This window comes from Ralstonia sp. 24A2, from assembly GCF_051783885.1.
In the GTDB taxonomy this organism is placed as follows: domain Bacteria; phylum Pseudomonadota; class Gammaproteobacteria; order Burkholderiales; family Burkholderiaceae; genus Ralstonia.
This window is the reverse complement of record NZ_JBPVZD010000001.1, coordinates 161,083-175,135: the sequence shown is the minus strand read 5'-3', so window position 1 is coordinate 175,135 and position 14,053 is coordinate 161,083. Positions and strand designations below refer to the sequence as shown.

Sequence of the window (14,053 nt, the reverse complement as noted above, 5' to 3'; positions counted from 1 at the left end):
GTCACAACGTCGCCAAGCCGCCAGTGGCGATTTCATCTTTGTTTCAAGGAAAGCTTCATGCAACGCAACATGCTTCGCGCCAAGCTACACCGCGCGACGGTCACCCAGGCCGATCTGGACTATGAGGGTTCGTGCGGCATCGACGAGGACCTCCTCGACGCCGCCGACATGCGCGAATACGAAAAGATCGAGCTGTACAACGTCAACAACGGCGAGCGCTTCTCGACGTACATCATCAAGGGCAAGCGCGGCTCGGGCGAGATCTCGCTCAACGGCGCCGCTGCACGCCGCGCGCACGTGGGTGACCTGCTCATCATCTGCACCTATGCGCCGATGAACGAAGAAGAAGTCGCCAGCTACAAGCCCAAGGTCGTGCTGCTGGGCGAAGGCAACAAGATCAAGGCCATCAAGGAAACCTGACGCGCGGAAACGGCCCCGCAGAACAACCAACGCGGGGCTGCACTGCACATCGACCAAGAAGCGAGGAGGAGCACCCAAATGGAGCTGGTCAATCACACGGTGATCAACCTGATCATCTTCGTGCTGGCGATCTACGTCGGCTACCACGTGGTCTGGACGGTCACCCCGGCGCTGCATACGCCGCTGATGGCTGTGACCAACGCCATCTCGGCCATCATCATCGTCGGCGCCATGCTGGCAGCGGGCCTCACACAGACGGGGCTGGGCCGCACGATGGGCGTGGTGGCAGTGGCACTGGCAGCAGTCAACGTGTTTGGCGGCTTCCTGGTCACCCAGCGCATGCTGGAGATGTTCAAGAAGAAAGAACCGAAGGCTAAGGCCGGCGCAAATGGCACAAGCGGGGAGACCAAGTAATGAGCATGAACCTCGTCACCCTGCTGTATCTGCTGGCGTCGGTCTGCTTCATCCAGGCGCTCAAGGGCTTGTCGCATCCGACCACGGCGCGGCGCGGCAACGCGTTCGGCATGACCGGCATGGCGATCGCCGCTGTCACGACGATTGCGCTGATCTACAAACTCAAGTCGGAGATGTTTGCCGGCACCGAGAGCGGCACGTCGACCGGCTTCATCCTGATCTTCACGGGCCTGGTGGTCGGCGGCGGCATCGGTGCCTATGTGGCGCGCACGGTCGAGATGACCAAGATGCCCGAGCTGGTGGCGGCCATGCACTCGCTGATCGGTCTGGCGGCGGTGTGCATTGCCGTGGCCGCCGTGGCCGAACCGTCGGCCTTCGGCATCACCATGGCCGGCGACAACGTGCTGCCGCTGGGCAACCGCGTGGAGCTGTTCATCGGCACGTTCGTCGGTGCTATCACCTTCTCCGGTTCGGTGATCGCCTTCGGCAAGCTGTCGGGCAAGTACAAGTTCCGCCTGTTCCAGGGCGCGCCGGTGCAGTTTGCCGGCCAGCACATGCTGAACTTGCTGCTGGCGGTGGCCATGCTGGGCTTCGGCATCCTGTTCTTCCTGACGCAAAGCTGGCTGCCCTTCATCATCATGACGGCCATCGCCTTCGTGCTGGGCGTGCTGATCATCATCCCGATCGGCGGCGCCGACATGCCGGTGGTGGTGTCGATGCTGAACTCGTATTCGGGCTGGGCGGCCGCAGGCATCGGCTTCTCGCTGAACAACCCGATGCTGATCATCGCGGGTTCGCTGGTAGGTTCGTCCGGTGCAATTCTGTCTTACATCATGTGCAAGGCGATGAACCGGTCGTTCTTCAACGTGATCCTGGGCGGCTTCGGTTCGGAGGCTTCCGCCGGGGCGGCGGCGGGCGGTGGCGGGCAGCAGCGCCCAGTCAAGTCGGGCTCGCCGGATGATGCCGCCTTCCTCATGGGCAACGCCGAGACGGTCATCATCGTCCCGGGCTACGGTCTGGCCGTGGCGCGCGCGCAGCACGCCCTGAAGGAACTGACCGAAAAGCTGTCGGACAAGGGCGTGACGGTCAAGTACGCCATCCACCCGGTCGCGGGGCGCATGCCAGGCCACATGAACGTGCTGTTGGCCGAAGCCGAGGTGCCGTACGACCAGGTCTTTGAGATGGAAGACATTAACGGTGAATTCGGCCAGGCCGACGTGGTGCTGGTGCTCGGCGCCAACGACGTGGTCAACCCGGCCGCCAAGAACGATCCGAAATCACCCATTGCCGGCATGCCGATCCTGGAGGCGTACAAGGCCAAGACGATCATCGTCAACAAACGCTCCATGAACGCCGGCTACGCCGGGCTCGACAACGAGCTGTTCTATATGGACAAGACGATGATGGTGTTCGGCGATGCTAAGAAGGTGGTGGAAGATATGGTGAAATCGGTGGATTAAGGCGATGCGCTGACTGCCGTCAATCCGCCTTCAGGTTGCGGCATCAGTTCACCCCCGTTCCGCTTGCCCCCGGCGGCGGCAGGCAGTAACTTAGTGCTAACAGGCAGCGTCGGCCACACCGGCCGGCGCCGCCTCTTTTGCCCTTCTTCCCCCTTTTTTCGGCCCCCTCTTCCATCCATCCCGACGTATGCAACAGGACAGCGCCCTGCCGGTCTATTTCCACCCGACCCTGACTGTGGTGGTCGACGACAGCCAGTCGTTCGTGGAAAGCCTCGGGTTCCAGATGGACCCGTCGCGGGCAATGCTGGCCTTCAATGATCCGGATGAGGCGCTAGCGTGGCTGCGCCAGTGGCATTCACTGCGCATGCCGGGCTTCCTGCCGGTGCGCGTCACGCACGACGATCTCACCTTCTCCAGCGAGCGCCGTACCATCCAGCTCGACGTCGATCGCGTCTACCGTCAGATCCATGAGGTCAACCGCTTCCTGCAACCGTCGGTGATCGTGGTGGACTACTCCATGCCGCGCATGAACGGGCTGGAGTTCTGCGCCAAGCTCAAAGAGCTGCCGTGCATGACGATCCTACTCACCGGTATGGCCGACGAGAACATCGCCGTGCAGGGTTTCAACGATGGGCTGATCGATCGCTACATCAAGAAGGATCACCCGGCCATGGCCGAGCGCCTGGGTGCGGAGATCGAAGCGCTGCAGATGCGCTACTTCAGCCGCCTGTCGAGCACGCTGCGCGAGTTGCTGTCGCGCCACTCGTTCAGCTTCCTGTCGGACCCGGCGGTCACCCAGCTTGTGCTCGATCTGTCTGCGCGTTACCGCTTCATCGAGTACTACCTGTACCCGCATCCGGCCGGCGTGCTGCTGCTCACCGCCGATGGACGCGCCACGCTCATGGTCATCGAGACCAATGCGAGCATGCTCACGCATCTGGAAAACGCTGAGGCCTACAACGCGCCCGACGTCTTACTCAAGGGCCTGCACGACAAGCAGATCGTGCCGTTCTTCTGGCCGGGCGACGGCATGTACACGCCTGCGTGTGTGGAGTGGGAGCAATACTGTCTGCCGGCTGAGGTGTGCCAGGGTCGCGAGCCGTACTACTACGCGCTGTTCGATATGCCCAGCCACCTGCTGCCCGCACAGGTCTACAGCTATACCCAGTTCCTCGCCAACTACAAGCAGGATCCGGATGCGCTCACCGGCCGCAAGCCGCGCTGAAAACAGCACATTCTGATTTGCGTTGCACTGCGGGAATCCACATTGTGTGGGCTACATTCGGCAAGTACAATCGTTTGAGTCACCCGGCATGCATGACGTCAGAGCATGCGCCGGCGCAATCGCCCCGATGCAACCGTGGCAGTGCTGCGGCATCATGGCGATGCGAGAGCGTCGGCAGGCAATCTGCGGTACGGCGCTCCGAAAGTATTACTGTGCGGGATTCTCCTTGAGAGACGATTTGGGATGCAGCAGCGGGCCGCGCGCCAAGTCAGCGCGTGTCGCGGATGTCAGGGGAGTGCATCGTTCCAGTCTGTTTGCGGTCGCACGATTCCCGTTGCCACGCTGTGGATCTGCAGGTTGCGCAAGCCTGTTCGCTTTCGCAATGGCAGGTCGCCATCTCTGATCTTCTCGAAGCGGGTTTGGGCGAGAGACGCCCCGGGCCGATGCGCGGTAGGCGCGGCCAGCGGACGGCTTCAAGCACGCTTTCACGACTGATGCGACGGCATGCCCGGCGGTCTCTCGCTGCGGTGGTGCTGTGTTCGCTGTGCCCGAAATTGCAGTGCGGGCCCGGGCGCGCGGTTGTTGGAGTGAGCGTCCCGCTTGGCAGACGTTTTCCCTGAAGTCTCCGGCAAATTCGCACCGTGTACTCACCCAACCAAATCGATCCGGCAGTCAGCTTCCGCAACTCCCAGGGTCAGCAGGTCCGCGGCACCATCATCACGCTGCAGCGGCGTGCCTTGGTGATGGAGATCTACAACCCGTACTCGATCGTGCAGGTGAGCGAGGTCCTCTCCGACCTGGCGATCAAGATCGGTACGCGTCAGGTCTATCTAGGCAAGGCGGTGGTGATCAGCCTGGTCAACACCGGCCTGACCGCTGTCGTCTCGCTCACGCTCATTGATGAATGGCGCGAGCTGTCGGAGGTGGCCGACACGCCCGCTTCCGTCGGCGAAGAAGCGCGAACGTTCGTGCGGGATTGGCAAGAACGCTTCCGCATCCGGCGCGAATACCAGCTCGTCATCAATGAAATGCGCGCCTTCCTGGCGGAGGTCTCGCGCTGGGTCGAACAGGTCGACTTGTCCAAGACTTTGCCGCGCGAAGACAGCAAGCTGCGCCCCGATGTCTTCATGGAACTGGCGGAGCCGGTCATGCTGCGGGTCAAGCACTACTTGGACATCCTGGAGGCGGAGGCCGCCGACATTGAAGCCAGCCTGGCACCGTCCCACCGCGCCTTCGCGCAGACCGCCCTGCATCCGCTGCTGCTGCGCTCGCCGTTCGTGCACCGTACCTTCACCAAGCCGCTGGGCTACGCGGGTGACTATGAGATGGTCAACCAGATTCTGGGGGACCCCCAGGATGGCCCAAGCACCTATTTCCAGATCATCAATGTCACATTCCTGAAAGCGCAGGTTGCCCAAGCGCACAGAAACCGCATCGATATCCTGGTCGACTTTCTCAAGAAGCTGGCGATGCAGGCCAAGGCCGAGGGACGCCGGTACCGCGTCATGAATCTCGGTTGCGGCCCGGCAGTGGAAATCCAGCGCTTCCTGCGCGAGTTTGAAGAGCCGCACCTGCTCGAGTTCGAGTTGATCGACTTCAGCCAGGAGACCCTGGACTACGCCAAGGCGCGGTTGACCGAGGCGGCCCGGCAGGGCGGCACCACGCTGCAGGCTGAGTTCGTTCACCAATCGGTGCATGAACTCATCAAGCGCCCAGCACGCAGGGCCGAGGAAGTGCGCGATTGCGATGCCGTCTATTGCGCGGGGCTGTTCGACTACATCTCGGACAAGGTCTGCAACCGACTGCTGACTTACTTCACGACACGCACCCGCCCGGGCGGTCGCATCCTGGCCACCAACGTGCACTCAGACAACCCGGAGCGGCTCTTCACCATGGAGCATCTGCTCGAGTGGTACCTGATCTATCGAAACGAGGAACAACTCTCGGCCACCTTCCCGGAAGAAGCGTGCCAGGACATCAAGGCCTACGTCGACACCACCGGCGTCAACGTGTTCAGCGAGGCAACGGTGATCTAGATGACCGAGCGCGCAATTGATCCCCTGAAGAGCGCGTTCTACCGCGCCGAGCGTGAAGGCTTCCGGCTGTCATTCAGCCGGACCACGGCGCTGGTCGGTATCGTGCTGGTGCTGATGGGCGCCGGCCTCGACTACAACACCTATCCGGGCAATCTGAAGCCGTTCTTCTTTGCACGCGTCTTCGTCTCGCTGCTGATCCTGGTCATCTATCTGATCCTGCCAACGCGATGGGGAAGGCAACGGCTGTCGTATCTGACCCTGCTCTGGTTGTGCTTTCCGCAGATCATGATCGCGTGGATGATCTCCGTCACGGAGGGCACGCACTCGATCTACGCAACCGGCCTGCACCTGGCCGTCTTTGCGGCGGGCAGCGTGCTGCCGTTCAATACCAAGCAGACCATCGGCTTCGGACTGATCACCTATTCGCTGTACTTCCTGGCGTGCCTGGCGCACGACCCGGCCAGCGTGACCGGCAGTACGTTCTTCGTGAACTCGCAGTTCCTGATCTTCACGTCGACGTTGGGTGTCTTCTGTACCTACTTCAACGAAAGCAGCCGGTTCCAGCTCTTCAAGCTGAAAGAGGAAGTTGCCGACAAGAACCTCCAGCTTGAATCCACCAATACCAACCTGGTGGAGATCAAGGGCCAGCTTTTGCAGCAGGAGAAGATGGCTGCCATCGGCACGCTGTCGGCGGGCTTGCTGCACGAGATCAACAACCCGGTCAACTTCTGCCTGATGGCGGTGGCCGTGGCGCAGGAAGACCCGGTTGCCAAGGACAGCCCCATGCTGCTCGAATGCCTGGCCGACGCCAAGGAAGGCATGCAGCGCGTGCAGCATATCGTGTCGGACCTGAAGACCTTCGCCTATCGCAGCCCCGAGAAAGGCGAGGCCGATGCCCCCTTCTTGGTGGAGAAAGCCATCGATTCGGCCGTCCGCCTGACGAGCCACGAATTACGCGGTGTGAACGTCGAACGCAAGCTACCGCCCGACACGCTGGTGCGCGGCGACGAAGCGGCCATCATCGGTGTGCTCATCAACCTGCTGTCGAACGCGGCGCTGGCCATGCAGAAGGTGCAGCGCGAGAACCCGCGCATCGAGATCGCCGCCGAGTGGATCGACAGCCGACTGCACGTGGTCGTGACCGACAACGGCCCGGGTATTTCCGAGAAGAACCTGTCGCGCGTGTTCGAGCCGTTCTTCACCACACGCGATGTCGGCAAGGGCCTGGGACTGGGCCTGTCGATCAGCTACAGCGTGATCCAGCGCCACGGCGGCACACTTGCCGTGACGAGCCAGGAAGGCGAATGGGCACGCTTCACGTTCGATCTGCCGCGCTCGGAGTAGGACGCATCATGGACATCACGCCGGACACCGTCACCATCCTCTACGTCGACGACGAGCTGCAGGCCTGCAAGTGGTTCGCGCGCACGATCGGCGACGGCTACGAGGTGCTGACGGCCAACAGCGTAGAGGAAGCCAAGACCGTACTGCACGACGCGCACGAGCGCATCAGCGTGGTGCTGACGGACTTCCGCATGCCCGGCGGCAACGGCACGGAACTGCTGCGCTTCATTGACGCGGAGTACGGCGACATCGCCACCATCCTCGTCACTGCATATGCCGACAAGGACCTGTTGATCCAGGCCGTCAACACCGGCCGCGTGTTCAAGATCCTGGAGAAGCCCTACAAGCCGGAAGACGTGCGGCGCTCGCTGCAGGAAGCGCTGGCGCTGCGCCAGGACCGGCTGCTGCGCACGCAGCGCCTGATGGCGATTGACGAGACGCTGGCCTTCCTTGCGCACGAGCTGAACACACCGCTGGCGGCCATCTCCAACTTTGCGCGCGGCATCCGCATGCGCGTGGATCAGACCGTGTTCGTGCCGGAGGCACTGCCTGACATCGGCCGCGCAGCCGACCGCGTACAGGACAACGCGCGCTATTGCCTGTCAGTGATCGCCACGTTCCTGAATTCGGTGCGCAACACCTACGGCAAACCCGGTACGGCGGCCACGCCCAACAGCGCCAGCGGATTGATCCGCTCGCTGTTCGATACGTACCCGTTCACCAGTGCGCAGCGTGAATGGGTGTCGTACCGCGTGGAGCAGGATTTCCCGATCGCTACGCTGCCCAACTGCGTGATGCTGGTGCTGTCGTCGCTGACGAGCAATGCGCTGCACGCGCTGCGGCGCACCGAAGTGCCGCACTTGGAGATCATCGCGCGCAACGTGCCGGAAGCCAACGGCATCCGCCACATGATCCGCATCGAGGACAACGGCCCCGGCATCGCCCCGGACGTCCTCAAGCGGCTGACCATCGACCCCGTGACGACGCGCGCCGAAGAAGGCGGCAACGGCATGGGCATGATTTTTTGTACGCGGATCATGCAATCGTTCGGGGGAGCGATTGCGATTGACTCTGCACCCAGCGCAGGCACGCGCGTGACTCTGACGTTCCCATGACACCATCAACAATACGCACACGAACCACGCCGAACATGATCCGCGCATTGACCGCATTTGCTATGAGGAGTGATGGATGACCAATCCCGGGGGCAATGAGCCCAAGATCCTGTACGTGGACGACGAGACATTGGCGCTGACTTACTTCGGCCGTGCCATCGGTTCACTGGCGCCGGTCGTCACCGCCACCTCGGTCGAAGAAGGCAAGCGCATGCTCGACCAGCACGCCGCCACACTGGGCGTACTCGTATCCGACCAGCGCATGCCCGGTGAGCTTGGCAACGAACTGCTGCGCTATGCGCGCGAACGCTATCCGCACCTGGTGCGCATCCTGACCACCGCCTACTCGGAAATCGAGGACACGGTGGAGGCCGTCAACCAGGGGCAGATCCACCGCTACATCAAGAAGCCGTGGGACATCACCGCGCTGCGCGTGGAGCTCAAGCAGGCGCTGGAGTTCTCCGACCTGCGCCGCGAGCGCGATGCCCTGCTGCGCGAGAAGATGACCGTGCGCCAGAGCCAGACGCTCACGCATCGCATCGGCGCGCTGCAGACGCTGTATCTGGCGGTGTCCGGGCTGCCGTCGTTCAGCGCAGTCAACGATTACCTGCACGCGGCGGCGGCCGTCGGGCTGCACGCCATGGAACAGCCGGATTGGGCAGTCAAGGATTACACCGAGCTCGTCGGCGAAGAAAGCCTGCGCACCGGTGAGCTGAGCCACGCGGTGCGGCAGATTTATCAAGACCTGTCGTCACGGTTCGACAGCACGCCTGCCACGCAGGCATTGGATGTGCTGATCGAAGTGCTGCAAGGCAAAGTCTCGCCGGCCGGCGGTGATGCGGCAGCCGTGATCGACCTCACCACGCTGACGGAATTTCTGGAGGCCGCGTCAACGCACAAGGTGTCGGAAGCGCATGCCAAGTGGCTGGCCTTCCTGCTGTGGCTCGACGGCAAAGGCTGGTCGATCAAGGCTGAGCGCGACGGCGCCACCGTCAAGCTGCGCTTGGTCGATCACCTGACGCAACTCACACCAGACCAGTTGGCGGGCTGGATGGAACACTTCCAGGAGAGTCAGCAGGCCGCTTGATTCTGCCAGCAGCCTTTCGCACAACGCCGATGCTTATGCGTCGGCGTTGTCGTTTTCGGAACCCGAAGCCGTATCGCGGGCGGGGCGATCGCGCATACCCCCCTTCACCATCTCGAAGCGGAACAGGCGGCATTCGATGTTGCCGTTATAGAGCGGCGTGCGCTGCGATTCTTTCAGCCGCATACGGCGCGGCATCGAAAGATCGCCGGTAAAGACAAACGCTTTCCAGCCAGAGAATTCACGCTTGAGCGTGCCCGCAAAGGCCTGGGCGAATTCGTTGGCGGCAGCTTCTTCCACCGGATCAACAGGTGCCGGCGGTTCAGGCTGACGCAACTCGCGCACGGGGCGGCGAGCGTCATCACGCGGGGCGCCCATCGCACGGCTTGCGCGCTCGAACACGGTGCCGTCATCCTCTCCTTCGCCTTCCGGTCGGCGGCGGCGCGAACCCTGCGCACCGCGCACGGCGATACGCTCGCCGTACGGCGGGTTCATCAGCAACACGCCGGCAGCCTCGAACGGCGGCTTGCCAAAACGTGCATCGACCTGCTTGAGCAGCGGCTCGCCGGGCAGACCGGCACGCTGCCAGTTGGCCTTGGCGTAAGCCAGCATGTCGGTGGAAATGTCAGCACCGGCCACCAGCGGCGGCGCACGACGCATGGATGCGGCTGCCGCATCCGCAGCGGCTTCGCGCAAGCGCTTGAAGCACTTGGCGTCGTGGTCCTGCAGCCACTCGCAGGCGAAAGCCCGCTTGCCACCGGGTGCAATGCCCAACGCGCGCTGCGCAGCTTCGACGAGGAACGTGCCGCTGCCGCACATCGGGTCATAGAACGGCTGGCCATGCGCGCCGGTCCAGCCGGTCAGGCGCAGAATGCCGGCCGCGAGGTTTTCCTTCAACGGCGCCTCGCCTTTCTCCTCACGCCAGCCGCGCTTGAAGAGCGGCTCGCCGGTGGTATCGAGGTAGATCGTGCAATCGGTCTCGGTCAGGTACGCGTAGATGCGCACGTCGGGCGAGACGGTGTCGACGCTGGGGCGCGCACCGGTGCGCTGGCGGAAACGGTCACACACGCCATCCTTCACCCGCAGGCCCACGAACTTGAGGCTTTGCAACGGCGATTTGTGCGCTGTCACATCCACGCGGATCATCTCGTCGGGTGTGAAGTAGTCTTCCCAACGTTGCGCGGCGGCCAACGCGTAGATGTCGTCTTCCGAGCGGTACCCGCGCGACGCCAGGCGCATCAGCACGCGGCTGGCGATGCGGCTGTGCAGGTTGACGGCATACGCCGCACCCTGCGTGCCGAAGAAGTGCACGCCGCCCGGCACGGTACGGCCCACCTCGAACGCAGCCAGTTCATCCACCTCGGGGCGGATGGATATCTCGGCCAGTTCATCGGCCAGCGCTTGTTCCAGCCCACGGGGGCACGGCGCAAAGTAAGCAGTTGCCATCGGAAAACAGAAAAATCAGAACGGCTTGACCACGACGAGGATCGTGATCGCCAACAACAACAGCACCGGCAGCTCATTGAACCAGCGGTAGAACGTGTGCGAGCGCTTGTTGGCACCCGCCTCGAATTTGCGCAGCAGCACGCCGCAGCCGTGGTGGTAGCCGATCGCCACCAGCACCAACGCCAGCTTGGCGTGCATCCAGCCATTGGGGGGCGTCAAGCCAATGCGGTAACCAAAGAGCAGCCACAGGCCGAGCAGGATCGCGACGATCGCCAACATGGTCGTAAAGCGGAACAGCTTGCGTGCCATGATGAGCAGGCGCGTGACGGCCGCGCGCTCGGTTTCCATCGCCAGGTTGACGAAGATGCGCGGCAGATAGAACAGTCCGGCAAACCACGATGCGACGAAGACGATGTGAAAGGCTTTGACCCAGAGCATGCGAACAGTCCTGTGAATCCAGTGAAACGCGATCGGTTAAAAACGTTGCGCGCCGCTCATGGCGGTGCTCATTGTGCAAAGCGAAGCATCAGGTGCGAATCTCGCCGTGCCCGAACACGACGTATTTGAGCGAGGTCAGCCCTTCCAGCCCGACCGGCCCGCGTGCGTGCAGCTTGTCGTTGGAGATGCCGATCTCGGCGCCCAGGCCGTACTCGAAGCCATCGGCAAAACGCGTGGAGGCGTTGATCATCACGCTGGCCGAATCGACTTCGCGCAGGAAACGCATGCCGGTCGAGTAGTTCTCAGTGATGATCGAATCGGTATGCGCCGAGCCGTAGGTGTTGATGTGCTCGATGGCCGCGTCCAGCCCGTCAACGGTGCGGATCGACAGGATCGGTGCGAGGTATTCGGTGTGCCAGTCGGCTTCGACGGCGTCTTTCAGGTTGCCGAAGCCGGCGGCTTCCAGCGTGGCACGCGTGGCCGGGCAGACGCGCAGCTCGACGCCCTTGTCCTGGTAGATCTTCACCAGCGGCGGCAGCGCACGCGCAGCGATGTCGCGCGACACGAGCAGCGTTTCCATCGTGTTGCACGGCGCGTAGCGCTGCGTCTTGGCGTTGTCACATACACGCACGGCCTTTTCGATGTCGGCATCGGCGTCGATGTAGACGTGGCAGATGCCGTCCAGGTGCTTGATCATCGGCACGCGCGCCTCCTCCATCAGGCGCGCGATCAGGCTCTTGCCGCCGCGCGGCACGATCACGTCGACGTACTCCGTCATGGTGATGAGCTTGCCGACTGCGGCGCGATCCGTGGTAGCCACCACTTGCACGGCATTGGCCGGCAGACCGGCATCGGCCAATCCTTCTTCGATCAGCGCGGCCAGCGCACCGTTCGACTCGATCGCTTCCGAACCGCCACGCAGGATGGTCGCATTGCCCGACTTGATGCACAGCGCTGCGGCATCGACCGTCACATTCGGGCGCGACTCGTAGATGATGCCGATCACACCCAGCGGCACGCGCATCTGGCCAACCTGGATGCCGGTCGGGCGGAACTTCATGTTGCTGATCTCGCCGATCGGGTCTGCCAGCGCGGCGATCTGCTCCAGGCCGGCAGCCATGGTGTCGATGGCGCGGTCGGTGAGCGTGAGGCGATCAATGAAGGCTGCGTCCTGGCCGTTGGCGCGGGCGCGTTCGACGTCGCGGGCGTTGATCTCTTTGAGCTTGGCGGCATCGCGACGGATGGCAGCTGCGATGTGCAGCAACGCACGGTTTTTCTGCGCGGTGCCAGCGCGGGCCATGCCCCGCGAGGCGGCACGCGCCTGACGGCCGACCAGGGCCATGTATTCGTTCACGTCGAGCTGCTTCATGATGATCGCGGCCGGCGAACTGCCGGCGAATTCAATGTGAGAAAAAGATCGTGATGCGGCGGACTACGCCGGGACTGGCAGGCTGCCCGGCCGCGCAATGCGCATCGCCAATTGCAGCAGACCATCCCAGGGTTCGGCGGGCAGCGAGGGTTCGCGCAGGCCTTTGACCTGCCGATCCAGCTTCGCTGCCATGGCCAGCGCGCCTTCCAGCTCCCGCTGCGACAGCCGCTGCGCCGCCTGCGGCACCAGCCGTTCGCGTGGGCCCCAGACCCGCAGCTCGCGCAGCATCGACGCGACCGGCTTGCCCTGGGCCGCGCCCGACGCGATTTTTGATAATACGCGGATTTCTTCGGTCAACGTCCAGAGCACCAGCACCGTGGCCTCGCCCTCTCCGCGCAAGCCCTCCAGCATGCGCACCAGGCGCGGCACGTCACCGGCCAGCATCGCTTCGGACAGCTTGAACACGTCGTAACGCGCCACGTTGAGCACCGCATCGTGCACATCGTCGAATGTCAGTACGCCCGGCGGATGCAGCAGGCCGAGCTTCTGGATCTCCTGGTGCGCGGCCAGCAGGTTGCCTTCCACGCGGTCGGCAATGAACTGCAGAGCACGTCGGCCAGGCTCGCCGGGTTCCACGCGCTGCTGCTGGCGCGCGAGGCGCTCGCCGATCCAGCCGGGCAGCTTGGTGCGGTCCACCGAGTCGACCTTGATCGACACGCCCGCACCTTCGAGCGCCGCGAACCAGGCCGACTTGGCGGTCGCAAAATCCAGGCGCGGCAGCGTAATCAGCGTGAGGGTGTCGGTGGCGGGGCCGGAGGGCGTGCCCGCTGCCAATGCGCGCAAGGCCTCGCCGCCGTCCTTGCCGGGCTTGCCCGACGGAATGCGTAGCTCGACGATCTTGCGGTCGCCAAACAGCGACATCGATTGCTGGGCCTCGGTCACGCGCGACCATGAGAAGCCGCGCTCGACGCTCATCACCTCACGCTCGGTGAAGCCTTGTGCGCGTGCGGCCTGGCGCAGCGCATCAACAGCCTCCAGCACGAGCAGGTGCTCGTCACCGTGCACCACATACAGCGGTGCCAAGCCCTTGGTACCGGCCTGTTTGAGATGCCCTTCGAGCGCGTCGAGCCGCAGTTGCATGACCAGAACGGCCGCCGCCTACGACGGCAGCTTCACGGCGCCCAGTCGCCGCACGAGCTGGTTGATCGTGTCGCCCTGCATGTCCCGATAGAGCGCCGCTTCTTCGTAATCCTTGGCCAACACCTGCGTTTCGTTGTACGACAGGTCACGGAACTGCGTGATCTCCGACGGCGGGATCAGCATGTTGTCGTGCGCATCACGCAGCTGGAAGCGGAAGCGATAGGTAATGCGGTACTCGCGCACCACGCCCTGCGGCGTGAGCGACGAGATGGTCTTCACGCGGTCTTCGGCCAGCACGTCGAGCAGCGCATCGGCGTCTTTCTTGTCCGACACGATGATGGTGTCGGAGCCGTTGTCGATCAGCCGGCGCAGTTGCGCACGCATCTGCGAGTTCTGCGGCAGATTGATGTACAGCCGCTTGAAGGCGAAGTCGGTATTCCCGCGGATGTGGAAGCCGCAGGCAGACAACACTGGCAGTGCAACAGCCAGGGCAAAAACAGCGCGACCAAAGCGACGGCGGGGCAAACTGCGCGACAACGACATAACCATGCGTTCCTTGAGT

Annotated in this window: 13 protein-coding genes; 8 read left to right on the top strand and 5 right to left on the bottom strand. The window is 63.3% G+C overall.

Annotated elements, in window-relative coordinates; all coding sequences use genetic code 11:
- Positions 1-57 precede the first annotated feature (57 nt).
- From panD to ACS13N_RS00755, 8 genes are all read left to right on the top strand, one after another.
- Complete coding sequence (panD, locus tag ACS13N_RS00790; protein ID WP_009241493.1) at positions 58-420, top strand: aspartate 1-decarboxylase; 363 nt, start codon at positions 58-60, stop codon at positions 418-420.
- 78 nt (positions 421-498) lie between these two features.
- Complete coding sequence (locus ACS13N_RS00785; protein ID WP_048933042.1) at positions 499-834, top strand: NAD(P) transhydrogenase subunit alpha; 336 nt, start codon at positions 499-501, stop codon at positions 832-834.
- Entirely contained in the window at positions 834-2,294 is a 1,461-nt protein-coding gene (locus tag ACS13N_RS00780) for an NAD(P)(+) transhydrogenase (Re/Si-specific) subunit beta (protein WP_438929906.1), read from the top strand. Before ACS13N_RS00785 ends, ACS13N_RS00780 begins: the two co-directional genes overlap by 1 nt.
- A 187-nt stretch (positions 2,295-2,481) precedes the next feature.
- On the top strand, positions 2,482-3,519 hold the full coding sequence (locus tag ACS13N_RS00775; RefSeq protein ID WP_438929905.1) for a response regulator: 1,038 nt from the start codon (positions 2,482-2,484) through the stop codon (positions 3,517-3,519).
- Positions 3,520-4,160: 641 nt separating this feature from the next.
- On the top strand, positions 4,161-5,555 hold the full coding sequence (locus ACS13N_RS00770) for a class I SAM-dependent methyltransferase (protein ID WP_438929904.1): 1,395 nt from the start codon (positions 4,161-4,163) through the stop codon (positions 5,553-5,555).
- On the top strand, positions 5,556-6,899 hold the full coding sequence (locus ACS13N_RS00765; RefSeq protein ID WP_438929903.1) for a sensor histidine kinase: 1,344 nt from the start codon (positions 5,556-5,558) through the stop codon (positions 6,897-6,899).
- An 8-nt stretch (positions 6,900-6,907) separates the two neighbouring features.
- Entirely contained in the window at positions 6,908-8,014 is a 1,107-nt protein-coding gene (gene phcR, locus ACS13N_RS00760; RefSeq protein ID WP_438929902.1) for a two-component system hybrid sensor histidine kinase/response regulator PhcR, read from the top strand.
- Positions 8,015-8,090: 76 nt separating this feature from the next.
- Positions 8,091-9,101, top strand: coding sequence for a response regulator (locus ACS13N_RS00755; RefSeq protein WP_438929901.1), 1,011 nt, complete (start codon positions 8,091-8,093; stop codon positions 9,099-9,101).
- Positions 9,102-9,134: 33 nt separating this feature from the next.
- On the opposite strand, the gene ACS13N_RS00750 is transcribed toward ACS13N_RS00755, so the two are convergent.
- The 5 genes from ACS13N_RS00750 to ACS13N_RS00730 all read right to left on the bottom strand — a co-directional run bounded on the left by ACS13N_RS00750 (position 9,135) and on the right by ACS13N_RS00730 (position 14,034).
- A complete protein-coding gene (locus tag ACS13N_RS00750; protein ID WP_438929900.1) occupies positions 9,135-10,544 on the bottom strand; it encodes a THUMP domain-containing class I SAM-dependent RNA methyltransferase in 1,410 nt (469 codons plus the stop codon).
- 15 nt (positions 10,545-10,559) lie between these two features.
- The gene (locus ACS13N_RS00745) at positions 10,560-10,982 is read right to left on the bottom strand and encodes a CopD family protein (protein ID WP_438929899.1); all 423 of its coding nucleotides are present in this window, start codon (positions 10,980-10,982) and stop codon (positions 10,560-10,562) included.
- 88 nt (positions 10,983-11,070) lie between these two features.
- Positions 11,071-12,351, bottom strand: coding sequence for a glutamate-5-semialdehyde dehydrogenase (locus tag ACS13N_RS00740; RefSeq protein ID WP_438929898.1), 1,281 nt, complete (start codon positions 12,349-12,351; stop codon positions 11,071-11,073).
- A gap of 63 nt (positions 12,352-12,414) precedes the next feature.
- Positions 12,415-13,491: a DNA polymerase III subunit delta gene (gene holA, locus ACS13N_RS00735; protein ID WP_438929897.1), complete on the bottom strand. Its 1,077-nt coding sequence runs from the start codon at positions 13,489-13,491 to the stop codon at positions 12,415-12,417.
- An 18-nt stretch (positions 13,492-13,509) separates the two neighbouring features.
- On the bottom strand, positions 13,510-14,034 hold the full coding sequence (locus ACS13N_RS00730) for an LPS-assembly lipoprotein LptE (RefSeq protein ID WP_438929896.1): 525 nt from the start codon (positions 14,032-14,034) through the stop codon (positions 13,510-13,512).
- Positions 14,035-14,053: the final 19 nt, after the last annotated feature.